Source organism: Streptococcus mitis (assembly GCF_002096895.1).
In the GTDB taxonomy this organism is placed as follows: Bacteria; Bacillota; Bacilli; order Lactobacillales; family Streptococcaceae; genus Streptococcus; species Streptococcus mitis_AH.
The window spans coordinates 63,062-87,485 of record NZ_NCVI01000018.1; the positions used below are offsets into that span (position 1 = coordinate 63,062).

Sequence of the window (24,424 nt, forward strand, 5' to 3'; positions counted from 1 at the left end):
TAAGTCAAAATTGGTGGAGACGGTAACTAAGCAAATTTCTAGTTAAACCAAGCTAATACTCTTCGAAAATCAAATTCAAACCGCGTCAACGTCGCCTTGCCGTATATATGTGACTGACTTCGTCAGTCTTATCTACAACCTCAAGGCGGTGCTTTGAGCAGCCTGCGGCTAGTTTCCTAGTTTGCTCTTTGATTTTCATTGAGTATAAGAACTTTAGTTGGCTCCCAATTATCAAAAGAAAAACATAAATAAATAGTTGAAAAAATTCACAGCATTCACCATTATTTTCAAGGAGAAAAACAGTGAAAAAAAGGAAAAAACTCGCTCTATCCCTTGCGGCTCTTTTGCTGGCAGCTTCTTTGGCGGGATGTGCTAGCTGGATTGATCGTGGAGAATCCATGACAGCTGTTGGTTCAACGGCTCTTCAGCCCTTGGTCGAAGCAGCAGCAGATGAATTTGGCTCTATGCACGTTGGAAAAACAGTCAACGTCCAAGGTGGAGGATCTGGTACAGGTCTGTCTCAGGTTCAGTCTGGAGCCGTTGATGTAGGAAATTCAGACGTATTTGCCGAGGAAAAAGACGGTATCAACGCATCCGCTCTAGTGGACCATAAGGTAGCTGTAGCGGGCTTGGCAGTGATTGTAAACAAAGAAGTTGACGTTGAAAATCTGACAACTGAACAACTCCGTAGCATCTTCACAGGTCAAGTAACCAACTGGAAAGAAGTCGGTGGGAAAGACCTAGCCATTTCCATAATCAACCGTGCGGCAAGTTCTGGTTCGCGTGCAACCTTTGATAGTGTTATCATGGATGGTCAATCTGCCGTGCAGAGTCAAGAACAGGATTCAAATGGGATGGTCAAAAACATTGTTTCCCAGACACCAGGAGCCATTTCTTACCTAGCCTTTGCCTATGTGGATGACTCAGTTAAACGTATGAAGTTGAATGGCTATGAGCCGACTGCAGAAAATGTTACAAGCAATAACTGGCCTTTGTGGTCTTATGAACACATGTACACCCTAGGTCAACCAAATGAATTGGTGGCCGAATTTCTCAACTTTGTCCTCTCAGATGAAGCGCAAAGTGGAATCGTTAAGGGAATGGGCTATATTTCTGTCAAGGAAATGAAGGTTGAAAAAGATGCTGTAGGAACGGTGACAGCACTAGAAGGGAGTCACTAATGAATCAAGAAGAATTAGCTAAAAAATTACTTTCTCCCTCAAAGAACTCGCGTCTAGAGAAATTAGGAAAAGGCTTGACCTTTGCCTGTCTGTCTTTGATTGTCATCATTGTGGCTATGATTTTGATTTTCGTAGCCCAAAAAGGTTTGTCGACCTTCTTTGTCAATGGGGTTAATATCTTTGATTTCCTTTTTGGACAAACTTGGAATCCTTCAGGTAAACAATTTGGTGCCCTTCCCATGATTTTGGGCTCCTTTATTGTCACAATCCTATCAGCCCTTATCGCAACTCCTTTTGCTATCGGTGCGGCAGTCTTTATGACCGAAGTCTCACCAAAAGGTGCTAGAATCTTGCAACCAGCTATTGAATTGCTAGTTGGGATTCCTTCAGTCGTATATGGATTTATCGGTTTGCAGGTCGTAGTTCCTTTTGTCCGCAGTGTCTTTGGTGGAACTGGTTTTGGGATTTTGTCAGGGATTTTCGTTCTCTTTGTCATGATTTTACCGACGGTAACCTTTATGACAACCGATAGCTTGCGTGCGGTGCCTCGTCACTACCGCGAAGCTAGTTTGGCTATGGGGGCCACTCGTTGGCAAACCATCTGGCGCGTGACCTTAAAGGCAGCACGTTCAGGGATTTTCACCGCAGTAGTCTTTGGGATGGCGCGTGCCTTTGGTGAGGCCTTGGCCATTCAGATGGTGGTCGGAAACTCAGCCGTTGTCCCAACTTCATTGACAACACCTGCTGCGACCTTGACTTCTGTGTTGACCATGGGTATCGGAAATACCGTTATGGGAACAGTTGATAATAACGTTCTCTGGTCACTGGCCTTAGTCTTGCTCTTGATGAGTTTGGCCTTCAACAGTGTGATTAAATTGATTACGAAAGAAAGAGGAAAGAAAAACTATGCACGCTAAGAAATTAGATAAAATTGCAACAGCTGTCCTCTACTCGATTGCAGGGATTATTGTGGCCATCTTGGCATCCTTGATTCTCTATATCTTGGTTCGTGGTTTGCCCCACATTTCTTGGTCTTTCTTGACTGGCAAATCATCTTCTTACCAAGCTGGTGGAGGGATTGGAATTCAGCTTTATAATTCCTTCTTTCTTTTGGTCATTACCTTGATTATCTCTGTCCCCTTGTCTATGGGAGCTGGGATTTTTCTAGCTGAATATGCCAAAAAAGGTCCTGTGACCAACTTTGTCAGAACCTGTATTGAAATCTTGTCTTCACTGCCATCAGTGGTTGTAGGTCTCTTTGGATACTTAATCTTTGTAGTTCAGTTTGAGTATGGATTTTCAATCATTTCAGGTGCCTTGGCCTTGACAGTCTTTAACCTGCCTCAGATGACTCGTAATGTTGAAGATAGCTTGAAACACGTTCACCATACGCAGCGTGAGGCTGGTCTGGCCCTTGGGATTTCTCGTTGGGAGACTGTTGTCCATGTGGTCATTCCAGAAGCTCTTCCAGGTATTGTGACGGGGGTTGTCTTGGCCTCTGGTCGTATCTTTGGTGAGGCTGCTGCACTTATCTATACAGCAGGACAATCCGCTCCAGCTCTGGACTGGTCTAACTGGAATATTCTCAGTGTGACTAGCCCAATCTCTATCTTCCGTCAAGCAGAAACCTTGGCTGTCCACATCTGGAAAGTCAATAGCGAAGGAACCATTCCAGATGGAACTATCGTATCAGCAGGTTCTGCTGCAGTGCTCCTCATCTTTATCCTTATCTTTAACTTTGGAGCCCGCAAACTCGGAAGTTACCTACATAAGAAATTAACCGCTGCCTAAAGGAGAAGCCATGTCAAAATATAATTGGGATGAAAAGCATATCATCACCTTTCCTGAAGAGAAAGTGGCCCTCTCTACTAAGGATTTACATGTTTACTACGGTAAAAAAGAATCCATCAAGGGCATCGATATGCAATTTGAAAAAAATAAAATTACAGCCTTAATTGGCCCATCTGGATCAGGAAAATCGACCTACCTACGCAGTCTCAACCGGATGAATGATACCATTGATATTGCCAAGGTAACAGGTCAAATCCTCTATCAAGGAATTGATGTCAACCGTCCAGAAATTAACGTTTATGAGATGCGTAAGCACATCGGAATGGTCTTCCAACGCCCAAATCCCTTTGCCCAGTCTATCTACCGCAATATCACTTTTGCCCATGAACGTGCAGGGGTTAAGGACAAGCAAGTCTTGGATGAAATTGTGGAAACTTCTCTTCGTCAAGCTGCCCTTTGGGATCAGGTCAAAGACGATTTGCACAAGTCAGCCTTGACCTTATCAGGTGGTCAGCAACAGCGTCTCTGTATCGCTCGTGCTATTTCGGTTAAACCAGATATCCTCTTGATGGATGAGCCGGCGTCAGCTTTGGACCCGATTGCGACAGCTCAGCTGGAAGAAACTATGTTGGAATTGAAGAAGGACTTTACCATCATCATCGTGACCCACAGTATGCAGCAGGCTGCGCGTGCTAGTGACTACACAGGATTTTTCTACTTGGGTGACTTGATCGAGTACGATAAGACCTCTAATATTTTCCAAAATGCCAAACTACAGTCAACCAATGACTACGTAACAGGACACTTTGGATAGAAAGGAAACAGTATGACAGAAGCGATTTTACAGGTGTCAGACCTGTCCGTTTACTACAATCAAAAGAAGGCCTTGAATAGTGTTTCCCTATCTTTCCAACCTAAGGAAATTACAGCCCTGATTGGTCCATCTGGATCAGGGAAGTCAACCCTCCTCAAGGCTATTAACCGCATGGGGGATCTCAATCCAGAGGTAACCACAACTGGTTCGGTGGTTTACAACGGCCACAATATTTACAGCCCACGTACAGATACAGTTGAATTACGTAAGGAAATCGGTATGGTTTTCCAACAACCAAACCCTTTCCCTATGTCTATCTACGAAAATGTTGTTTACGGGCTTCGTATCAATGGAGTTAAGGATAAGCAGGTTCTGGATGAGGCGGTTGAAAAAGCCTTGCAACGAGCTTCTATCTGGGATGAGGTCAAGGACCGCCTGCATGATTCAGCTATCGGGCTTTCAGGTGGACAACAGCAACGTGTCTGTGTTGCCCGTGTCTTGGCAACCAGTCCTAAAATCATTCTCTTGGATGAACCGACTTCAGCTTTGGACCCTATCTCGGCCGGTAAGATTGAGGAAACCTTGTATGGTCTAAAAGATAAATACACCATGCTCTTGGTTACACGTTCCATGCAACAAGCCTCTCGTATTTCTGACAAGACAGGATTTTTCCTAGATGGAGATCTGATCGAGTTTAACGATACCAAGAAGATGTTCCTCAACCCACAACACAAGGAAACAGAAGATTATATTTCAGGAAAATTTGGATAAGGAGATAAATGATGTTACGTTCTCAATTTGAGGAAGATTTAGAGAAATTGCACAACCAGTTCTATGCTATGGGACAAGAAGTGCTGTCCCAAATCAATCGTACAGTGCGTGCCTTTGTTACGCATGACCGTGATTTGGCCAAAGAAGTCATCGAAGACGATGCAGAAGTAAACGAATACGAAGTGAAATTGGAGAAGAAATCATTTGAAATGATTGCCCTACAACAACCCGTTTCTCAGGACTTGCGTACTGTTTTGACAGTCTTGAAGGCTGTATCTGACTTGGAACGTATGGGTGACCATGCTGTTTCCATTGCCAAAGCGGCAATTCGTATGAAGGGGGAGCAACGTATCCCAGCTGTTGAAGAAGAAATCAAGAGAATGGGGCGCGATGTCAAGAACTTCGTTGAAGCAGCCCTTGAACTCTATCTCAATGGTTCAGTAGACCAGGCCTATGAAGTAGCAGCCATGGATGAAAAAATCAACCATTACTTTGATAGCATTCGTGATTTGGCTACAGAAGAAATCAAGAAAAATCCAGATGCCATCGTTACAGGTCGTGATTATTTCCAAGTGATTGCTTTCTTGGAACGTATTGGAGACTATGCTAAAAATATCTGTGAATGGGTTGTTTACTTTGAAACAGGTAAGATTGTCGAACTATAAAATAGATTTATTCTGTATAAAAAGGAGCTCGAAATCAACTGACAGCTCCTTTTCTTGAATGAAAAAAATATTTTTAAGATAAAAATTCAAAAAAATACTTGACAAGTAACTTGGATAGCGTTATAATTATACAAAATTAACAGAGAGGTTGTTTATTTATGAAATCAAAAAAATGGATATTTGTTTTATGTAGTTTTCTTGCAAGTTTCTTCTTAGTAGCTTGCCAGTCGGGTTCTAATGGTTCTCAGTCAGCTGTTGAGGCCATTAAGCAAAAGGGGAAATTAGTTGTGGCGACTAGTCCTGACTATGCACCTTTTGAATTCCAATCCTTAGTTGACGGAAAAAACCAGGTAGTCGGTGCTGATATTGATATGGCCCAAGCTATCGCTGATGAACTTGGGGTGAAGTTGGAAATTTCAAGCATGAGTTTTGACAATGTATTGACCAGTCTTCAAACTGGTAAGGCTGACCTAGCGGTTGCAGGAATTAGCGCTACTGATGAGAGAAAAGAAGTATTTGATTTTTCAATTCCTTACTATGAAAACAAGATTAGTTTCTTAGTTCGTAAGTCTGATGTAGAAAAATACAAGGATTTAACTAGCCTTGAAAGTGCTAATATTGCAGCCCAAAAAGGGACTGTTCCAGAATCTATGGTCAAGGAACAATTGCCAAAAGCACAGCTGACTTCCCTAACCAATATGGGAGAAGCAGTCAATGAATTGCAGGCTGGAAAAGTAGATGCTGTTCATATGGATGAGCCTGTTGCCCTTAGTTATGCTGCTAAAAACGCGGACCTAGCTGTCGCAACTGTCAGCTTGAAGATGAAGGACGGCGAAGCTAATGCAGTTGCCCTTAGAAAAAATAGTGCTGATTTGAAAGAAGTGGTGGACAAGGTTATCCAAAAACTTAAGGATGACGGTACCTACCAAAAATATCTTGAAAAGGCGGCAAGCCTAACAGAAGTTGAACAATAAGAAAAAAGCAGAGTTGGAAGTTATTCCAATTCTGCTTTTAAATAGTTTAAAACCTTTTCCAGATTTTCTAAGGATACCTTGGCAAATTGATAAGGGCAGGCATCCAAGTAAGCCTCCTCAAAGAAATCCAATTTCAGCTGACTGTGTTTTAGGCTGGCGATTTTAGGATACTGTCTGAGATCGAGCAATAAACCATCGTGTAGGGGATAATGAGGAAGGGGACAAGGTGTTTTAGTTAAGCTTTTCTCAAGTTGTTTTTGGTAGTCTTCCTGATTGGATAAGCGAGCTAGACGGTTTTTCTCAAACAATTGACTGTCGATATAGAGTGACAGGGCTTTTTGCATGATGAGGTTGCTATCGTAGTCTAGGATATTTTTGTAGGCCACAAAGGCTTCTTTGATAGCATTTGGCAGAATGAGTGCCGTAATCCGCAGGGCTGGAAAGAGGCTGGTTGAGAAGGACTTGATATAAATGACGCGCTCCTCTGTATCCAGATAGTGGAAGGTCTGGCCCTTTTTAGAGTCCAAATCCCCCAGATAGTCGTCCTCTACGATATAAACACCATACTTGGCAGCTAAGTCAAGAATAGCTCGTTTTTCCTGCTCTGAATAGGAATGCCCCAGAGGATAGTGAAAACGAGGAATGGTATAGAAAAACTTAATTTTTCCAGTCTTGAAGTGGCCTTCCAGCTCTTCCAAGTCAATCCCATCAATGCCTCGTTCAATCGTTTGATAGTCCAGACCTTGAGCAATCAAGAGGCGATTCATCCGATGGTAGGTCGGCTGTTCCACCAAGATTTCCTTGGCTTGGCTAGGAAAGGATATTTGAGAAAGAATAAACAAGGCTTGTTGGGTTCCAGAAGTCAGTACCAGTTGGTCAGCCTTGCAGTAGAGAGCTTGGTCAAAGAGGAGTTTATGAATGGATTGTCTTAAGTCTTCTAATCCTTCTTGGTTATCATAGTAGTTGAAGAGGTAGTTTTCCCGGCCAATCAAGGTTTCATTGACACAGAGTCGGAAATCGTCATAGGCACTGGCATGTTCGTCAGTGACTTCGATTTCTAGATCCTGGTGTTGCCCTTGTTCTAGGACATAGTAGCCACTCTGGGGCTTGGCATAGAGGTATTGTTCGTGCCGTAATTCCAGAAGGGCTCTCTGAATGGTGTCCTTGCTACAGTGAAAGTCAAGGCTCAGTTGACGGATAGAAGGCAGGCGGCTACCCGTTGGAAAGCGTCCAGACTCGATACTATTTTTCAGATAAGCTACGACCTCTTGGTACTTGCTTTGTTTCTTCATTCCAGACCTCCCTTGATTTTGTTACATTGTACCTTTTTTTTTCTTTCTTGGCAATGTCTAGTGTGATTCTCTCGTTCACATCTAGGGGCAAATGTGGTATACTTAGGAGTAAGATTTATAGAATAATACTCTTCGAAAATCTCTTCAAACTACGTCAGCTTCGCCTTGCTGTAGATATATGCAACTGACTTCGTCAGTCTTATCTACAACCTCAAAGCAGTGCTTTGAGCAACCTGCGGCTCGCTTCCTAGTTTGCTCTTTGATTTTCATTGAGTATAACAGACAAGAAAGTGAATGGATAAGAACGTGCAGGAACCAGTGAAATTATTTCAATACAATACCCTTGGAGCCTTGATGGCTGGCCTTTATGGTGGTACCATGACAGTAGGAGAATTGCTAGAGCATGGTGACCTTGGTTTGGGAACCTTGGATTCCATTGATGGGGAATTGATTGTCTTGGATGGCAAGGCTTATCAGGCCAAAGGATCAGGAGAGCAACCAGAAATTGTAGAAGTATCACCAGATGCTCTCATTCCTTATGCAGCAGTAGTACCGCATCAAGCAGAGGTCATTTTCCGCCAGCGGTTTGAGATGACAGACAAGGAATTGGAAGAGCGAATCGAGTCTTATTATGACGGGGAAAATCTTTTCCGCTCTATCAAGATTCGTGGGGAATTTTCACATATGCATGTGCGTATGATTCCCAAGTCGACACCAGAGACCAAGTTTGCTGATGTCGCAACCCATCAACCTGAATATCGTCGTGACAATGTGGTGGGAACCATCGTTGGTTTCTGGACGCCAGAGATTTTCCATGGAGTTAGTGTGGCAGGCTACCATCTGCACTTCATCTCAGATGACTTGACCTTCGGTGGGCATGTCATGGACTTTGTCATCAAGGAAGGGATTATCGAGGTGGGAGCGGTTGACCAGTTGGACCAACGTTTTCCAGTCCAAGATCGTCAATACTTGTTTGCTAAGTTCAATGTTGACGAGATGAAAAAAGATATTGAAAAGGCGGAATAGGAGAAGAAAATGACCATTCATATCATTATTACCATGTTGCTGTTGCTGGCTTTCTTGATAGGAAGCATTTGGTATGCCAAAAAGAAACACCAGATTAATCTAGCTGTCTTGGGCTTGGGGGCTGTTGCCTTCTTTGTCTCTTCACAGATTTTAGAAAAACTGGTGCATATCTTGGTTTTACATCCTCAAAAAGACGGTAGTATTGCCCTCTTGCGAGACCATCCGCTTGTCTATATCATCTATGGCCTAGCCATGGCAGCATTTTTTGAGGAAACTGCTCGTCTTATTTTCTTCAAATGGTTGGAGAAAAAGAGAAGTTTGGAAAAGGCAGATGCCTTGGCTTATGGATTGGGGCATGGTGGCTTGGAGTTGATTTTCCTAGGTCTTACTAGTTTGATTAATCTCTACATCGTTCTCTCAGCAGTTCAAACTCAGAATCCACAGGTCATGCAATTGCTGTCTGAAAATATGTTAAAAACCATTCAGTCACTTTCTGTCTGGCAGATTTATTTGCTTGGTTTTGAGCGAATTTTGGCTCTAGGTTTCCAATTGCTTTTGACTGTTTGGGTTTACCAAGCTGTTCGCCAGAAGAAATGGATTTATCTCCTAGCAGCCTATGGCCTACATGCCTTCTTTGACCTGGCACCATCTCTAGCCCAAGTTGGCTGGCTTACAAGTCCAGTCTTAGTTGAAGTCATTCTACTAGTTGAACTGATCCTAGTTGCCTATGGAACCAAGGCTATCTTTTGCAAAAAATCATAAGAAAAAGGGGGAAACCTCTTTTTTTGTTTAAAATAAGCCCAAGATTTTTTTAGGGTCGTCAAATGGTCTTAAAAATGGTATAATGGAATGAATTTTGTAAAAGGAAGAGTGTCATGTCAGTAAAAGAAAACATGCTTGAAATCTTAGAAGGGATTGATATCCGTTTCAAAGAACCCTTGCATAGCTATAGTTATACAAAAGTAGGTGGAGAGGCCGATTATTTGGTCTTTCCACGAAATCGTTTTGAGTTGGCGCGCGTTGTTAAATTTGCCAATCAAGAAGACATCCCTTGGATGGTTCTTGGAAATGCCAGCAATATCATCGTTCGTGATGGTGGAATTCGTGGATTTGTCATCTTGTGTGACAAGCTCAATAATGTTTCTGTTGATGGCTATACTATTGAAGCAGAAGCTGGTGCCAACTTGATTGAAACAACTCGCATTGCCCTTCGTCATAGTTTGACTGGCTTTGAGTTTGCTTGTGGCATTCCAGGGAGCGTCGGTGGTGCTGTCTTTATGAATGCGGGTGCCTATGGTGGCGAGATTGCCCACATCTTGCAGTCTTGTAAGGTTTTGACCAAGGATGGAGAAATCGAGACCCTGTCTGCCAAAGATTTGGCTTTTGGGTACCGCCATTCAGCCATTCAAGAGTCTGGTGCAGTTGTCTTGTCAGCTAAATTTGCCCTTGCTCCAGGAAGCCATCAGGTTATCAAGCAAGAAATGGATCGTTTGACGCATCTACGTGAACTCAAGCAACCTTTAGAATATCCATCTTGTGGTTCGGTCTTTAAGCGTCCAGTAGGTCATTTTGCAGGTCAATTAATTTCAGAAGCTGGCTTGAAAGGCTATCGTGTCGGTGGCGTAGAAGTGTCAGAAAAACACTCAGGATTTATGATCAATGTTGCTGACGGAACGGCTAAAGACTACGAGGACTTGATTGAGTCTGTTATCGAAAAAGTCAAGGAACACTCTGGCGTCACTCTTGAGAGAGAAGTCCGTATTTTAGGTGAAAGCAAGTAGGAAGCTGTAGTTGAAAAGCTGCTACTATGTCATGGAAAGGGGGTGAAAGCCTATCGTCAGTGCAGAAGAATGTAGGCAGTTCAATCTCCTACACGAGGTAGTAGCGGCCTGACAGAGCCTTGATCTGTTAATCTATGAAAAAGAAGGAATAAATGACAATTGAAAAAACCAATTATTGAATTCAAAAACGTCTCAAAAGTTTTTGAAGACAGCAACACCAAGGTTCTCAAAGATATCAACTTTGAGTTGGAAGAAGGGAAGTTCTATACTCTTCTAGGCGCGTCTGGTTCAGGGAAATCAACTATCCTTAACATCATTGCAGGTTTACTGGATGCTACGACTGGAGATATTTTGCTGGACGGTGTTCGTATCAACGACATCCCAACCAACAAGCGAGACGTCCATACGGTCTTCCAATCCTATGCCTTGTTTCCACATATGAATGTGTTTGAAAATGTTGCCTTTCCACTCCGCTTGCGTAAAATTGACAAGAAAGAAATCGAGAAACGCGTAGCGGAAGTTCTCAAGATGGTTCAGTTAGAAGGTTACGAAAAACGTTCCATCCGTAAACTCTCTGGAGGACAACGTCAGCGTGTGGCTATTGCACGTGCCATCATCAACCAACCCCGTGTGGTTTTGTTGGACGAGCCTTTGTCAGCGTTGGACTTGAAATTAAGAACAGATATGCAGTATGAGCTGCGTGAACTGCAACAACGATTGGGAATCACCTTTGTTTTTGTTACTCACGATCAGGAAGAAGCTTTGGCTATGAGTGACTGGATTTTTGTCATGAATGATGGCGAGATTGTCCAGTCTGGAACGCCAGTGGACATCTACGATGAGCCAATTAACCACTTTGTTGCCACCTTTATCGGTGAGTCAAATATCTTGCCAGGAACCATGATTGAGGACTACTTGGTTGAGTTTAACGGCAAACGCTTTGAAGCGGTCGATGGTGGGATGAAGCCGAATGAACCTGTCGAGGTCGTGATTCGTCCAGAGGACTTGCGTATTACCCTTCCTGAAGAAGGCAAGCTCCAAGTTAAGGTCGATACCCAGCTTTTCCGTGGGGTGCACTATGAAATTATCGCCTATGACGAACTTGGGAATGAATGGATGATCCACTCAACCCGTAAGGCCATCGTGGGTGAGGAAATCGGTCTGGACTTTGAACCAGAAGACATCCATATCATGCGTCTCAACGAAACTGAAGAAGAGTTCGATGCTCGTATCGAAGAATACGTAGAAATTGAAGAGCAAGAAGCAGGTCTGATCAATGCAATCGAGGAGGAAAGAGATGAAGAAAACAAGCTCTAAACTCTTTGTAGTGCCCTACATGCTTTGGATTGCCCTCTTTGTCCTGGCACCCTTGGTCTTGATTTTCGGACAATCCTTTTTCAACATCGAAGGCCAGTTCAGTATAGAAAATTATAAATCTTACTTTGCTTCACAAAACTTGACCTACCTCAAAATGAGCTTTAACTCCGTGCTTTATGCAGGAATTGTGACCTTTGTGACCCTCCTTATCAGCTATCCAACAGCCCTCTTTTTGACCCGTCTCAAGCACCGTCAACTCTGGCTCATGTTAATCATTCTGCCGACATGGATTAACCTGCTCCTCAAGGCCTATGCCTTTATCGGGATTTTTGGTCAAAATGGCTCTATTAACCAATTTTTGGAATTTATCGGAATTGGTTCGCAGCAGTTGCTCTTTACCGATTTCTCCTTTATCTTTGTCGCAAGCTACATCGAGCTTCCCTTTATGATTTTGCCGATTTTCAATGTCTTGGATGATATGGATAACAACCTCATCAATGCCAGCTACGATCTCGGTGCGACCAAGTGGGAAACCTTCCGCCATGTCATCTTCCCTTTATCGATGAATGGTGTGCGAAGTGGAGTTCAGTCTGTCTTTATCCCCAGCTTGAGCCTCTTCATGCTGACCCGTTTGATTGGTGGGAACCGTGTTATTACGCTGGGAACGGCTATTGAACAGAATTTCCTAACCAATGACAACTACGGTATGGGTTCAACCATCGGTGTAATTCTCATCTTGACTATGTTCATCACCATGTGGGTGACCAAGGAAAGGAGAGAACGATGAAAAAAATTGCCAACCTTTATCTGGGACTAGTCTTTCTTGTCCTCTACCTGCCGATTTTTTACCTGATTGGTTATGCCTTTAACGCAGGCAACGACATGAATAGTTTTACAGGCTTTAGTTTGAGTCATTTTAAAACCATGTTTGGCGATGGTCGCCTTATGTTAATTGTGACCCAGACCTTTTTCTTGGCCTTCCTGTCAGCCTTGATAGCGACCATTATCGGGACTTTCGGCGCTATTTACATCTACCAGTCTCGTAAGAAATACCAAGAAGCCTTTCTTTCACTCAATAATATCCTCATGGTTGCGCCCGATGTTATGATTGGTGCCAGCTTCTTGATTCTCTTTACCCAACTCAAGTTTTCACTTGGCTTTTTGACTGTTCTATCTAGTCACGTAGCCTTCTCCATTCCTATCGTGGTCTTGATGGTCTTACCTCGACTCAAGGAAATGAATGGCGATATGATTCATGCGGCCTATGACCTTGGTGCCAGTCAATTTCAGATGTTCAAGGAAATCATGCTTCCTTACCTGACTCCGTCTATCATTGCAGGTTATTTCATGGCCTTCACCTATTCACTGGATGACTTTGCCGTGACCTTCTTTGTAACGGGAAATGGCTTTTCAACCCTATCAGTCGAGATTTACTCTCGTGCTCGCAAGGGGATTTCCTTAGAAATCAATGCCCTGTCTGCCCTCGTCTTTCTCTTTAGTATTATCCTGGTTGTTGGTTATTACTTTATCTCACGTGAGAAGGAGGAGCAAGCATGAAAAAACTCTATTCATTTTTAGCAGGAATTGTAGCCATTATCCTCGTCTTGTGGGGAATTGCGACGCATTTAGATAGTAAAATCAATAGCCGAGATAGTCAAAAACTGGTTATCTACAACTGGGGGGACTATATAGATCCTGAACTCTTGACTCAGTTCACAGAAGAAACAGGAATCCAAGTCCAGTACGAGACTTTTGACTCCAATGAAGCCATGTATACCAAGATCAAGCAGGGTGGAACGACCTACGATATTGCCATTCCTAGTGAATACATGATTAACAAGATGAAGGACGAAGACCTCTTGGTACCGCTTGATTATTCAAAACTTGAAGGTCTTGAAAATATCGGACCAGAGTTTCTCAACCAGTCCTTTGACCCAGGCAATAAATTCTCTATCCCTTACTTCTGGGGAACCTTAGGAATTGTCTACAATGAAACCATGGTAGATGAGGCTCCTGAGCATTGGGACGACCTCTGGAAACCAGAGTATAAGAACTCTATCATGCTCTTTGATGGGGCGCGTGAGGTATTGGGACTGGGTCTCAACTCCCTCGGCTACAGCCTCAACTCCAAGGATACCCAGCAGTTGGAAGAAACAGTGGACAAGCTCTATAAATTGACTCCAAATATCAAGGCCATCGTTGCCGACGAGATGAAGGGTTACATGATTCAGAATAACGCTGCTATCGGAGTGACCTTCTCTGGTGAAGCCAGCCAAATGCTAGAAAAAAATGAAAACCTACGCTATGTGGTACCGACTGAGGCCAGCAACCTTTGGTTTGACAATATGGTCATTCCAAAAACCGTGAAAAACCAAGATGCCGCCTATGCCTTTATCAATTTTATGTTGAAACCTGAAAATGCTCTCAAAAATGCAGAGTATGTCGGCTATTCAACTCCAAACCTACCAGCTAAGGAACTGCTCCCAGAGGAGAAAAAAGAAGACAAGGCCTTCTATCCAGATGCTGAAACCATGAAACACCTAGAAGTTTATGAGAAATTTGACCATAAATGGACAGGTAAATACAGCGACCTCTTCCTACAGTTTAAAATGTATCGGAAGTAGGAGTTAGCAGTTACGAAACGAATCAGTCAAGCTGGTTCGTTTTTTATAGAAGTCATTTTTTTCAGCCATATATTTTTCTATTCTAGTTGCTTATTTGCTTGCCCAGTAGTATACTAAGTTTAACCTTACAGAAAGCGGTAAGAAATAATGAAAATGTCTACTTTTTTCAAAAAAAGTTTCTGATCAACCTTTTTGACTGTTCAGCAAACATATATACTATTTTATCTAAAGGATGGTTTGGATCGACAATACCTAACAACTGAGTCTATATATTTGGTGATAGGAAACTTTATATTTGCAAATATTTGCGTAGCTATCTTTAGCAATTCGAAAACTTGGGATAAAAAGAAAAATGGCAGTAAGAAAAAGTATATTCTGAAAAAGTAATCTGAGATGTAGGGAATTGGTCTGATTCAATGGAGATGATTTCCAGTTGACGCAAGCTTAAAAAAACGTTATAATAAGAAAGTTGAGAATTGATTTTCAGTTATCTTAGTCCAGAGAAATGGCGGTGCTGCGAGCCATCTAAGCTAGAAAGTCATGCTACTCAATCATACAATTGCATAAGAATAAGAGAATGACAAGTTCATTGAATGAAGGTGGTACCGCGGTTTTTCGCCCTTCGTGATATGAGCTTGTCTTTTGGTTTTTGGAGGTGTTGATGAAAACATTTCTTGTCAAACAAAAGTTTCGTCTTGGAGGCGAACGCTTCGCTATCAAGGATGACAGGGGAGAAATCGCCTATCAGGTAGAGGGATCATTTTTTAAGATTCCTAAAACTTTTACCATCTATGATGCTAATGGTGAACAGGTCAGTCAGATCAGTAAAGAAATCTTGACCTTGCTTCCTCGTTTTGAGATTCAGCTTCGAGATGGCTCGAGTTTTGTCATTCGTAAGAAGTTGACCTTCTGGCGAGATAAGTATTAGTTTGATAATCTAGGTCTTCGTATCGAGGGCAATATCTGGGATTGGAATTTCAAATTGCTGGATGATCGTGATCAACTGATTGCTGAAATTAAGAAGGAACTCTTCCATCTGACCTCTACCTATAGCGTAACGGTTCTTGAGGACGCTTATGCAGATCTAGTCATTTCCCTCTGTGTCGCGATTGACTATGTGGAAATGCTGGAAAGCCAATCACATTAAACAAGTAAATAAGGAGACAATATGAAACAACTATCTAGTGCACAAGTACGCCAAATGTGGCTTGATTTCTGGGCGACCAAAGGTCACTCAGTAGAACCATCAGTGAGCTTGGTTCCTGTAAATGACCCAACTCTTTTGTGGATCAACTCTGGGGTAGCAACTCTTAAGAAATATTTTGACGGGACTATTATCCCAGAAAATCCACGTATTACCAATGCGCAAAAGGCTATCCGTACCAACGACATCGAAAACGTAGGGAAGACAGCACGTCACCATACTATGTTTGAAATGTTGGGGAACTTCTCTATCGGAGATTACTTCCGTGACGAAGCTATCACTTGGGCTTATGAGCTTTTGACCAGCCCAGAATGGTTTGACTTCCCAGCTGAAAAACTTTACATGACTTACTATCCAGATGATAAAGATTCTTACAACCGCTGGATTAAAGTGGGAGTGGACCCAAGTCACTTGATTCCAATCGAGGACAACTTTTGGGAAATCGGTGCGGGACCTTCTGGACCGGACACAGAGATTTTCTTTGACCGTGGAGAAGCTTTTGACCCAGAAAATATCGGTCTTCGCCTTCTTGCAGAAGATATCGAAAACGACCGTTATATCGAAATCTGGAACATCGTTTTGTCACAATTTAACGCAGACCCTTCCGTTCCTCGTAGCGAATACAAGGAATTGCCACACAAGAATATTGATACGGGCGCTGGTTTGGAGCGTTTGGTGGCCGTTATCCAAGGGGCTAAGACCAACTTTGAAACGGACCTCTTCATGCCGATCATCCGTGAAGTGGAGAAATTGTCTGGTAAGGTTTATGACCAAGATGGCGATAACATGAGCTTTAAGGTTATCGCTGACCACATCCGTTCACTTTCATTTGCTATCGGTGATGGTGCCCTTCCAGGAAATGAAGGTCGTGGTTATGTCCTTCGTCGTTTGCTCCGTCGTGCTTCTATGCATGGTCAAAAATTGGGAATCAACGAGCCTTTCCTTTACAAACTCGTTCCAACTGTTGGTAAAATCATGGAAAGCTACTACCCAGAAGTGCTTGAAAAACGTGACTTTATCGAAAAAATCGTTAAGAGCGAAGAAGAATCATTTGCTCGTACCCTTCACTCAGGTCAACACTTTGCCCAAGGCATTGTAGCTGACTTGAAAGAAAAAGGCCAATCTGTCATTGCTGGTTCAGATGTATTCAAACTTTATGACACTTATGGATTCCCAGTTGAATTGACTGAAGAAATCGCTGAAGAAGCTGGCATGACTGTAGACCGTGAAGGATTTGAAGCAGCCATGAAAGAACAGCAAGAACGCGCGCGTGCATCAGCTGTCAAGGGTGGCTCAATGGGTATGCAAAATGAAACCCTTCAAAACATCACTGTAGAAAGTGTCTTCAACTACAATGCTAGCCAATTATCTTCTAAATTGGTGGCTATCGTGGCTGATAATGCAGAGGTAGAAGCTGTATCAGAAGGAACTGCCTCACTTATCTTTGCGGAAACGCCATTCTATGCTGAAATGGGTGGACAGGTCGCTGACCACGGACAAATCTTGGATGAGTCAGGTAAGGTTGTGGCTACTGTGACAAATGTTCAAAAAGCACCAAACGGACAAGCCCTTCATATAGTTGAAGTCCTTGCACCACTTACCTTGAACCAAGAATATACCTTGGCAATCGATACTAATCGTCGTCACCGTGTTATGAAAAACCACACTGCGACTCACTTGCTTCACGCTGCCCTTCATAATATCCTTGGAAACCACGCAACACAAGCAGGATCTCTTAACGAAGTTGAATTCCTTCGCTTTGACTTTACACACTTCCAAGCAGTAACTGCAGAAGAATTGCGTGCGATTGAACAGCAAGTCAACGAAAAAATCTGGGAAGCTCTTGAAGTGAAGACAGTTAAAACGGATATTGACACTGCTAAAGAAATGGGTGCTATGGCCCTCTTTGGTGAGAAATACGGTAAAGAAGTCCGTGTTGTTACTATTGGTGACTACTCTATCGAGCTTTGTGGTGGTACTCACGTTGGTAACACTTCTGAGATTGGCCTCTTCAAGATTGTCAAAGAAGAAGGTATCGGATCAGGAACTCGCCGTATCTTGGCAGTGACTGGTAAGGAAGCCTTTGAAGCCTACCGTGAACAAGAGGACGCTCTTAAAGCTGTCGCAGCAACCTTGAAAGCACCTCAACTTAAAGAAGTACCTCACAAGGTAGAAGGACTTCAAGAACAACTTCGTCAATTGCAAAAAGAAAATGCTGAGTTGAAAGAAAAAGCCACAGCTGCAGCCGCAGGCGATATCTTCAAGGATGTGAAGGAAGTCAATGGTCACCGTTACATTGCTAGCCAAGTATCTGTATCTGATGCTGGTGCTCTTCGTACTTTTGCGGATAACTGGAAACAAAAAGACTACTCTGATCTTCTTGTCCTAGTTGCCGCTATTGGTGATAAAGTCAATGTCCTTGTAGCAAGCAAGACAAAAGACCTTCATGCAGGAAACCTTGTCAAAGAATTAGCACCAATCGTCGATGGACGTGGTGGTGGTAAACCAGACATGGCCATGGCAGGAGGAAGCAACCAAGCTAAGATCCAAGAATTGTTGGATGCAGTAGCAGGTAAATTGTAAGAAAATAAAGATCTATCCATTTGGGTAGGTCTTTTTGTGAATAGAAAAAAGCCAAATCTGATTGGATCTGGCTTTATAATCAATGGCAATTAGATTGTATTGGCAGTCCAGACACTTACCGAAGCAGCTGAGACTGGAAATTGTCCATAACCTTCCTCATCAATTGTAACTTGACCTTGGTGGTTTTCAAGTAAATCTACAAAGGTTTGGTTAGCCCATTCTTGGCCGACAAACATTGACTTGCTGTTTTCTTGGTCATTTGAGATAAGAACTGCGATTGGGGATTGATGTTCAGCACCTGAACGTACCCAACCGATACAGTTAGGATCATCAAAGTAGTCTGTTTGCTCTCCATAGGCCAAATCTTTTCGGATGGCTAGGAGGCGGTCAAGGCCTTCTTTGAAATCTTGTTGAGCATACTGCCCTGAAATCCCATAGTAGTCTCCGTAAAAGACACATGGAAGGCCGTCTTGGCGTAATAGAATGAGGGCATAGGCTGCTGGTTTGAACCATTCTTTAACAGTAGATTCAAGAGCCTGACCACGTTGGGTATCGTGGTTGTCGACAAAGGTTACAGCCTTGTAAGGTTTGAGCTCAACCAAGCTATCTGTGAAAATACCACGAAGATCATAGTTTGCGCCAGCTTGACTGGCTTCAAAGAGATTCTGGTGGAGACGAACATCGACAAGGTCAAAGCGTTCTTCCGTTTTTTCAAGATAGTCCAGATTGGCTTCCTTGTCAGGATTCCAAAATTCACCAAAAACATAGAAATCCTCACCGTATTTTTCCTTCATATCACGGATAAAATTGCTCATGAAGAAAGAGTCAATGTGTTTAACGGCATCCAAGCGGAAACCAGCTACACCAGTCGTTTCCATGAACCAGTCAGCCCAGTCATAGATATTTTGGATGACTTCAGGATGTTTAAAGTCTAGGTCGGCATACATGAGGTAGTCGTAGTTACCGTTTTCATTATCGACCAATTCCTCATTTGCCCAACCCTTGTTGTCTCCTTGAATCAGATAAATCCCAGACTTTCGGCGTTTGGCATCATAGTCTGTACCAGTGAAGTGGTACCAGTGCCAGTGGAAGTCATTGTAGGTATCTTGGCGACCATCGAAGGTAAAGCTAGTCCAGCCATTGATGGTGAAGGGTTCCCCAAGTTCAACTGTACGGTCTACAGGATCCACTTCAATAACCTGAAAGGCTTCCATGTGATCAGCAGCAGCCTTGTGATTGAGCACCACATCGGCCATAGGTTGAATTCCCTGTGCTTTTAGAGCTTGAATGGCTTGAAGATAGTCTTCTTTGAAACCATACTTGGTGCGGACAGTACCTTTTTGATTAAACTCGCCTAGGTCGAATAAGTCATAGACCCCATAGCCGACATCTTTTTCATTGGTAGCCTTGAAGGCTGGTGGCATCCAGACATGGCTGATACCGAGATCAGCTAGGTGTGGAGCATCTTCAGCCAGACGCGTCCAGTGCTGGCCGTCATGGGGCAGATACCATTCAAAGTATTGCATGAGTGTTTGATTTTGCATGATGTTTCCTCTTACTTGTCAATCTTGTTCTTTATTCTATCATAAAGTATCGGTTAGCTCAAACGTTTGCGTAAAACTGAATAATAAGTTTTTGACTATTTTATATAAAATGTTGATTTTTAAAATAAAAGCGCTATAATTATAGTGAATTACATAGATAAAGAGAGGAGATTTCTCATGATTGAATTTCAAAATGTTAGTAAGTTGTATGGTGATAAAGAGGCCTTGAGCAATCTCAATCTGCAGATTGAAAATGGAGAGATTATGGGCTTGATTGGCCATAATGGGGCTGGAAAATCGACCACTATAAAATCCTTAGTCAGTATCATTTCACCCAGCAGTGGTCGTATTTTGGTAGACGGTCAGGAGTTATCGGAAAATCGTTTAGCTATTAAACGAAAGATTGGCTATGTAGCAGACTCGCCTGACTTATTTTTACGCTTAACGGCCAATGAATTTTGGGAATTGATTGCTTCATCCTATGATCTGACTAGCTCTGACTTGGAGGCTAGTCTAGCTAGGCTATTGAACGTTTTTGATTTTGCTGAAAACCGCTATCAGGTTATTGAAACCCTTTCTCACGGAATGCGTCAGAAAGTCTTTGTCATCGGAGCACTCTTGTCCGATCCCGATATTTGGGTCTTGGACGAACCCTTGACAGGTTTGGATCCCCAGGCTGCCTTTGATTTGAAGCAAATGATGAAGGAGCATGCGCAAAAAGGCAAGACGGTCTTGTTTTCAACTCATGTCCTAGAGGTAGCCGAGCAAGTCTGTGATCGGATTGCCATTTTGAAAAAGGGGCATTTGATTTATTGTGGTAGCGTAGAGGACTTGAGAAAAGACCATCCAGACCAGTCTTTAGAAAGTATCTATCTTAGCCTTGCTGGTAGAAAAGAGGAGGTTTCAGATGCGTCTCAAAGTCATTAAAAAATTAGTTGATATCAATATCCTCTATTCATCTCAAGAAGCTAATCTGGCTAACCTACGAAAGAAGCAAGCTAAAAATCCTGGAAAAAAAGTAAATGTTTCCGCTAGAGTCCTAAGTTCTTACATTTTTTCTAGTCTCTTGATGCTTTTCATGTTTATAAATATAGCCTTTCGTTTTCCTTTTGATAAAATACCTGTTTATTTTAGTTTTATGGTTGCTATTTTACTAGTGATTGCCTTTTCAACTTCTTTAACTGCCTTTTACAATGTCTTTTATGAGAGTAAGGACTTGGTATCGTATAGGCCTTATGCCTTTAAAGAATCAGAGATTATAATTGCTAAAGGACTGTCTGTCCTCTTGCCAGCTCTGCCTGGAATTGTACCAATCCTAGCTTATTTTCTAGTCCTCTACATTAGGCTAGCACCTTCTCTTTGGCTTGGCTTGCCTTTGATGCTACTGTCCTTGGCTCTATTATTTGTTTCTGTGGCTCTAGTGATGGTAGTGGCAGTGCATTTCTTGGCTCAAACTGCGCTTTTTAGAAAGTATCAGTCTATTTTTTCGAATGTGATGATTGGGATAGGAGTTCTCACACCTTTAATATTTGTCTTCTTTCTACAGTCGACTTCTAGAGGTATAGGTGATCAGACTAAAGAAATTCCACCTCTTCTTTATCCTATTCATCTCTTTTACAAAATAGCAGTGGAGCCTTTTTCGATAGAAGCCATCCTAGGTCTGCTCGCTTGGATAGCTTTAACTCTTTTCTTGCTTTACCTGACCAAAAAGAAGGTTTTGCCTCGTTTTTATGATGTGATCCTACTTAATAGTGAGGAGAAGGTCAAAAAAGAACGTCGCAGTAAGGAGGGGCTCTCAACTACTAAAAAGGGCTTTTTCCGTATGGTTTTACGCTACCACCTCACCCTTTTGGGACAGGGGACTGGCGTGATTACAGTGCTTTTTACAAGTGCTTTCCTTCCTTATCTCATGATGATCGGTCTGATTTCCAACATCCGAGATTCTCAGATAGTTCCAGACATTCATCCTCCATACTGGTTACCCTTGTTTTTTATAGGTCTCTTTCTAGCTGTTGTCAATAACAATATCACCAGCCTGCATTCAATTGCCTTATCCTTGGAGAGGGAAAATGTTGATTTTCTGAAGAGTTTACCCTTTGACTTTGCTCGTTATGTAAAAGTGAAATTTTGGATTATATTTGCTGTCCAGTCCTTTTTACCAGTTCTGACTTTACTTGGTCTTTCTCTATATTTAGGCTTGCCCATCCTTTCGATGATTTACCTTCTTGTAGTCTGGACCCTTGCCAGTGTCATCCTTTCTTGCCACCATTACTTTAAGGACGTTAAAAATTTGTCAACCAATTGGAGTAACATTACGGACTTGGTAAACCGTTCAAATCGTATAGTAGCAATTGTTTTGATTTTGGTTTATAGTGCAATCTTAATGGCCCTTGTAATAGGGAGCATATTCTTGGTTCGGTCTCTCTCCCCTATCCTTGCCATTAGCTTGGGAGTAGGAGCTCTTATCCTCCTGCTTGGTCTTGCTATTTTTAGCTATTATTATTACCTGTCACGCATATTGGCAGAAATAGAAAAAAGATGAGCTAGTTGATCGCTTGCTTGATAAATTTTATAAAAAGAAATGCTCCTCCAAGACGGAAGAGCATTTTTTATTGTGATTTTGATTCAGTTTCTGCAGACTCGGGGTGGAGTTCTTGGTAACTTGGAGCTTTGAAAAGGTCAGTACTGGTTTTACCTTGTCGTTGGCTAAAGAGGCTAGTTGACTGACTTCCCTTTTCCTGCTCAATCTTTTGCAGAATTGGTAAAGAATTGAGGTAAGAAATACTTTCTGTATCAACTTTTCCAAGATGATCTGCTTGGTAGAAACGTATCAAATCACCAGTTTGAATCTGGTCGCTGATTTTTAGCTGTTGACTAGCTGCTTGACGAACAATTTCTAGTTCAGTCTGAGCTTGTTCATCAAGATTGCTGATTTCAAGACCGCTCTCAGTGTAGTAGGTTCGTCCGTCATAACTGGTGTATTTTGGTGTGACGAAGGAATTGGCAGTTCGAAAGGCAATGATTTCTTGATGATCTGGAGACAGAAGGTCTTGGCCGACTTGAAGGAAGGAATTGGACTCAATACCAAGGAGGTGTTCGAGAGTCGGTAAGATATCGATTTGTCCACCGAAGGTATTGATGATTTGTCCCTTTTCATAGCCAGGCATGACCACCATAAAAGGCACTCGTTGCAACATGGCATTGTCGTAATTCGACCAGTTCTCAGAAGTCTTGCCAATCAAGGGAGCCAGGTCAGGATTGCGGGAGTTAGAAATTCCATAATGGTCTCCGTAGATGACGATGATGGATTTTTCATAGAGGCCACTTTCTTTGAGATAGTCAAAGAAGGCCTTGATAGCACTATCCAGATAGTTAGCTGTTTGGAAGTAGCCATTGATGGTTTCATCTTTGGTTTTAGCCAGTGGGAAACCAAGCTCATCGCCTGTTAGATTGCTAGCATAGGGATAGTGATTGGATACCGTGATATACTTAGCATAAAAAGGCTGCTGCAAGTGCTCTAGATATTGAATAGAATCTTTCATCATGATTTTATCATTTAAACCATATTGGAAAGAATTGCTACTGTCTTGCTTAGTAAAATAGGAAGCATCAAAGAAGTATTGGTAGCCCCATTGTTTATAGGTCGTATTTCGATTCCAGAAGGTCCCGATATTACCGTGAAAGACGGCACTCGATTGATAGCCGTTTTTTGATAGGATAAAAGGAGCTGCCTGCTGGGTATTGGTACCTCCATAGTTGACCATAAAGGAACCTTGATCAAGTCCAAACAAACCGGTCTCTAGCATGGTTTCTGCATCTGAGGTTTTACCAGCCTTGACTTGGTTAAAGATATTCGAAAAGGCTAGGGTTGATTGCGAATGGTAGAGTGAATTAAGGAAGGGAGTGACTTCATGCTCAGTTCCATCTATGTTAAGTTTATAGTCAAGCAGGAACTGTTGGAAACTCTCCAAGTGGAGATAAATCACATTTTTCCCTTTGGCAAGGCCAAAATAGTCTGGATTGGGCTTAGCAGAATGTTCTTGAATATAATCTGTGATAGGTTGAAGGTCGGTCTCAGAGGCCTTGGCACGTTCTTTGTTGGCACTATAGGATTGGTTGGCACTATAGCCTAAAAAGGCTGGCAAACTAAGGGCACGAACAATATAATAATTAGAAAATCCTCGTGACAGGAGATCGGGACGCTCAATTTCAGCCAAGAAAAGGTTAGCTGAAAAGAGCAGGGCTGAGAGTGCAGTGATAGCAACACTGGAGCGGAATTTGAAAGGTCTCCTATCCAGCTGGATGAGCTTTTTATAGAGAAGATAAGCCAGCAATGGGAAATCCATAAAATAGATGAAATCCCAAAAGCGCAGTAACTCTAGTTCTGCAGTACCAACAGACACCTTGCTGACCACCTTCATGGTATTAGCCGTGATAAAGTCGCTAAATTCTCGATAGTAAAAGACATTGGAATAGAGCCAAATGAATAAAAGGCTGTAAATAGCTATACTAAGACTGTAAAAGGCCTTGGTTGAGCGAGCATAGAGGGCTAGAGCCAGCAGGAGGAGTCCCAAAGGAAGGGGGTTGAAAAAGGCGATAAAGGCAAGATAATTTCCTTGCAGCTTGCCCAATTGAATATCTAAATTAAAGTCAACGGTATAGGCTAGTAAGGTTTTGAGCCAATAGAGGATTAAAAGGGTTAGGACAAAACCCAGTCTGGTACCCATGGCTTTTTGGATTTTGTTAAAATTGATTCTCACACAATTACTTCCTAAGTTTTTATTAGTATTAGTATACCATTTTTTAAAACTAGAGTAAAAAAGCAAGGGTAGTTTCTTTTTTGAGAATTGTCACAAA

Annotated in this window: 21 protein-coding genes and 1 pseudogene; 19 read left to right on the forward strand and 3 right to left on the reverse strand. The window is 42.4% G+C overall.

Annotation, left to right across the window (positions count from 1 at the left end):
• The first annotated feature begins 302 nt into the window (after window positions 1–302).
• The 7 genes from B7697_RS03160 (at window position 303) to B7697_RS03190 (ending at window position 6,196) form a co-directional block, all read left to right on the forward strand.
• Complete coding sequence (locus B7697_RS03160) at window positions 303–1,181, forward strand: phosphate ABC transporter substrate-binding protein PstS (RefSeq protein ID WP_000746320.1); 879 nt, start codon at window positions 303–305, stop codon at window positions 1,179–1,181.
• Window positions 1,181–2,098: a phosphate ABC transporter permease subunit PstC gene (pstC, locus tag B7697_RS03165; protein WP_001070903.1), complete on the forward strand. Its 918-nt coding sequence runs from the start codon at window positions 1,181–1,183 to the stop codon at window positions 2,096–2,098. Before B7697_RS03160 ends, pstC begins: the two co-directional genes overlap by 1 nt.
• Entirely contained in the window at window positions 2,088–2,972 is an 885-nt protein-coding gene (gene pstA / locus B7697_RS03170; protein WP_000543046.1) for a phosphate ABC transporter permease PstA, read from the forward strand. Before pstC ends, pstA begins: the two co-directional genes overlap by 11 nt.
• A gap of 10 nt (window positions 2,973–2,982) precedes the next feature.
• Window positions 2,983–3,786 carry a phosphate ABC transporter ATP-binding protein PstB gene (gene pstB / locus B7697_RS03175; protein WP_084950314.1) on the forward strand — a complete coding sequence of 268 codons (804 nt, stop codon included), beginning with the start codon at window positions 2,983–2,985 and terminating at the stop codon, window positions 3,784–3,786.
• 12 nt (window positions 3,787–3,798) lie between these two features.
• Window positions 3,799–4,557: a phosphate ABC transporter ATP-binding protein PstB gene (gene pstB, locus B7697_RS03180; protein ID WP_000133484.1), complete on the forward strand. Its 759-nt coding sequence runs from the start codon at window positions 3,799–3,801 to the stop codon at window positions 4,555–4,557.
• An 11-nt stretch (window positions 4,558–4,568) separates the two neighbouring features.
• Window positions 4,569–5,222, forward strand: a complete 654-nt coding sequence (phoU, locus tag B7697_RS03185) for a phosphate signaling complex protein PhoU (RefSeq protein ID WP_000946458.1) — start codon at window positions 4,569–4,571, stop codon at window positions 5,220–5,222.
• Window positions 5,223–5,380: 158 nt separating this feature from the next.
• Entirely contained in the window at window positions 5,381–6,196 is an 816-nt protein-coding gene (locus B7697_RS03190; RefSeq protein ID WP_023946318.1) for an ABC transporter substrate-binding protein, read from the forward strand.
• A 20-nt stretch (window positions 6,197–6,216) separates the two neighbouring features.
• On the opposite strand, the gene B7697_RS03195 is transcribed toward B7697_RS03190, so the two are convergent.
• Window positions 6,217–7,488, reverse strand: coding sequence for an aminotransferase-like domain-containing protein (locus B7697_RS03195; protein WP_084950316.1), 1,272 nt, complete (start codon window positions 7,486–7,488; stop codon window positions 6,217–6,219).
• Between the two features lie 294 nt (window positions 7,489–7,782).
• On the opposite strand from B7697_RS03195, the gene budA reads away from it, so the two are divergent.
• The 10 genes and pseudogenes from budA (at window position 7,783) to alaS (ending at window position 18,023) form a co-directional block, all read left to right on the forward strand.
• Entirely contained in the window at window positions 7,783–8,514 is a 732-nt protein-coding gene (budA, locus tag B7697_RS03205; protein ID WP_000360315.1) for an acetolactate decarboxylase, read from the forward strand.
• 9 nt (window positions 8,515–8,523) lie between these two features.
• A complete protein-coding gene (locus B7697_RS03210) occupies window positions 8,524–9,276 on the forward strand; it encodes a YhfC family intramembrane metalloprotease (RefSeq protein WP_049488626.1) in 753 nt (250 codons plus the stop codon).
• Between the two features lie 113 nt (window positions 9,277–9,389).
• On the forward strand, window positions 9,390–10,295 hold the full coding sequence (gene murB, locus B7697_RS03215; protein ID WP_084950318.1) for a UDP-N-acetylmuramate dehydrogenase: 906 nt from the start codon (window positions 9,390–9,392) through the stop codon (window positions 10,293–10,295).
• A gap of 159 nt (window positions 10,296–10,454) precedes the next feature.
• Window positions 10,455–11,612: an ABC transporter ATP-binding protein gene (locus B7697_RS03220; RefSeq protein WP_000742895.1), complete on the forward strand. Its 1,158-nt coding sequence runs from the start codon at window positions 10,455–10,457 to the stop codon at window positions 11,610–11,612.
• The gene (locus B7697_RS03225; RefSeq protein ID WP_004258194.1) at window positions 11,593–12,399 is read left to right on the forward strand and encodes an ABC transporter permease; all 807 of its coding nucleotides are present in this window, start codon (window positions 11,593–11,595) and stop codon (window positions 12,397–12,399) included. Before B7697_RS03220 ends, B7697_RS03225 begins: the two co-directional genes overlap by 20 nt.
• On the forward strand, window positions 12,396–13,169 hold the full coding sequence (locus B7697_RS03230) for an ABC transporter permease (protein WP_061864215.1): 774 nt from the start codon (window positions 12,396–12,398) through the stop codon (window positions 13,167–13,169). Before B7697_RS03225 ends, B7697_RS03230 begins: the two co-directional genes overlap by 4 nt.
• Window positions 13,166–14,236: an ABC transporter substrate-binding protein gene (locus B7697_RS03235; RefSeq protein ID WP_000737964.1), complete on the forward strand. Its 1,071-nt coding sequence runs from the start codon at window positions 13,166–13,168 to the stop codon at window positions 14,234–14,236. The genes B7697_RS03230 and B7697_RS03235 overlap by 4 nt, the downstream gene beginning before the upstream one ends.
• 192 nt (window positions 14,237–14,428) lie before the next feature.
• Complete coding sequence (locus B7697_RS03240) at window positions 14,429–14,623, forward strand: hypothetical protein (RefSeq protein WP_239822288.1); 195 nt, start codon at window positions 14,429–14,431, stop codon at window positions 14,621–14,623.
• 274 nt (window positions 14,624–14,897) lie between these two features.
• Window positions 14,898–15,383: pseudogene (locus B7697_RS03245) on the forward strand (LURP-one-related/scramblase family protein).
• Between the two features lie 21 nt (window positions 15,384–15,404).
• A complete protein-coding gene (gene alaS, locus B7697_RS03250; RefSeq protein ID WP_084950319.1) occupies window positions 15,405–18,023 on the forward strand; it encodes an alanine--tRNA ligase in 2,619 nt (872 codons plus the stop codon).
• An 89-nt stretch (window positions 18,024–18,112) separates the two neighbouring features.
• On the opposite strand, the gene B7697_RS03255 is transcribed toward alaS, so the two are convergent.
• On the reverse strand, window positions 18,113–19,567 hold the full coding sequence (locus tag B7697_RS03255; protein ID WP_001181038.1) for an alpha-amylase: 1,455 nt from the start codon (window positions 19,565–19,567) through the stop codon (window positions 18,113–18,115).
• A 177-nt stretch (window positions 19,568–19,744) separates the two neighbouring features.
• On the opposite strand from B7697_RS03255, the gene B7697_RS03260 reads away from it, so the two are divergent.
• Together B7697_RS03260 and B7697_RS03265 are read left to right on the forward strand one after the other, a co-directional pair.
• Window positions 19,745–20,494: an ABC transporter ATP-binding protein gene (locus tag B7697_RS03260; RefSeq protein ID WP_045611288.1), complete on the forward strand. Its 750-nt coding sequence runs from the start codon at window positions 19,745–19,747 to the stop codon at window positions 20,492–20,494.
• On the forward strand, window positions 20,475–22,109 hold the full coding sequence (locus B7697_RS03265) for a hypothetical protein (RefSeq protein ID WP_084888512.1): 1,635 nt from the start codon (window positions 20,475–20,477) through the stop codon (window positions 22,107–22,109). Before B7697_RS03260 ends, B7697_RS03265 begins: the two co-directional genes overlap by 20 nt.
• A gap of 67 nt (window positions 22,110–22,176) precedes the next feature.
• On the opposite strand, the gene B7697_RS03270 is transcribed toward B7697_RS03265, so the two are convergent.
• A complete protein-coding gene (locus B7697_RS03270) occupies window positions 22,177–24,294 on the reverse strand; it encodes an LTA synthase family protein (protein WP_192851468.1) in 2,118 nt (705 codons plus the stop codon).
• Window positions 24,295–24,424: the final 130 nt, after the last annotated feature.

Excerpts from the sequence above, each read along its gene's own strand:
- murB (WP_084950318.1), top strand. The coding sequence starts at position 9,390 with ATGTCAGTAAAAGAAAACATGCTTGAAATCTTAGAAGGGATTGATATC.
- B7697_RS03265 (WP_084888512.1), top strand. The coding sequence starts at position 20,475 with ATGCGTCTCAAAGTCATTAAAAAATTAGTTGATATCAATATCCTCTAT.
- B7697_RS03225 (WP_004258194.1), top strand. The coding sequence starts at position 11,593 with ATGAAGAAAACAAGCTCTAAACTCTTTGTAGTGCCCTACATGCTTTGG.
- B7697_RS03230 (WP_061864215.1), top strand. The coding sequence starts at position 12,396 with ATGAAAAAAATTGCCAACCTTTATCTGGGACTAGTCTTTCTTGTCCTC.
- pstC (WP_001070903.1), top strand. The coding sequence starts at position 1,181 with ATGAATCAAGAAGAATTAGCTAAAAAATTACTTTCTCCCTCAAAGAAC.
- budA (WP_000360315.1), top strand. The coding sequence starts at position 7,783 with ATGGATAAGAACGTGCAGGAACCAGTGAAATTATTTCAATACAATACC.
- pstA (WP_000543046.1), top strand. The coding sequence starts at position 2,088 with ATGCACGCTAAGAAATTAGATAAAATTGCAACAGCTGTCCTCTACTCG.
- B7697_RS03235 (WP_000737964.1), top strand. The coding sequence starts at position 13,166 with ATGAAAAAACTCTATTCATTTTTAGCAGGAATTGTAGCCATTATCCTC.
- B7697_RS03255 (WP_001181038.1), bottom strand. The coding sequence starts at position 19,567 with ATGCAAAATCAAACACTCATGCAATACTTTGAATGGTATCTGCCCCAT.
- B7697_RS03270 (WP_192851468.1), bottom strand. The coding sequence starts at position 24,294 with ATGGGTACCAGACTGGGTTTTGTCCTAACCCTTTTAATCCTCTATTGG.
- pstB (WP_000133484.1), top strand. The coding sequence starts at position 3,799 with ATGACAGAAGCGATTTTACAGGTGTCAGACCTGTCCGTTTACTACAAT.
- alaS (WP_084950319.1), top strand. The coding sequence starts at position 15,405 with ATGAAACAACTATCTAGTGCACAAGTACGCCAAATGTGGCTTGATTTC.
- pstB (WP_084950314.1), top strand. The coding sequence starts at position 2,983 with ATGTCAAAATATAATTGGGATGAAAAGCATATCATCACCTTTCCTGAA.
- B7697_RS03195 (WP_084950316.1), bottom strand. The coding sequence starts at position 7,488 with ATGAAGAAACAAAGCAAGTACCAAGAGGTCGTAGCTTATCTGAAAAAT.
- B7697_RS03260 (WP_045611288.1), top strand. The coding sequence starts at position 19,745 with ATGATTGAATTTCAAAATGTTAGTAAGTTGTATGGTGATAAAGAGGCC.
- phoU (WP_000946458.1), top strand. The coding sequence starts at position 4,569 with ATGTTACGTTCTCAATTTGAGGAAGATTTAGAGAAATTGCACAACCAG.
- B7697_RS03210 (WP_049488626.1), top strand. The coding sequence starts at position 8,524 with ATGACCATTCATATCATTATTACCATGTTGCTGTTGCTGGCTTTCTTG.
- B7697_RS03190 (WP_023946318.1), top strand. The coding sequence starts at position 5,381 with ATGAAATCAAAAAAATGGATATTTGTTTTATGTAGTTTTCTTGCAAGT.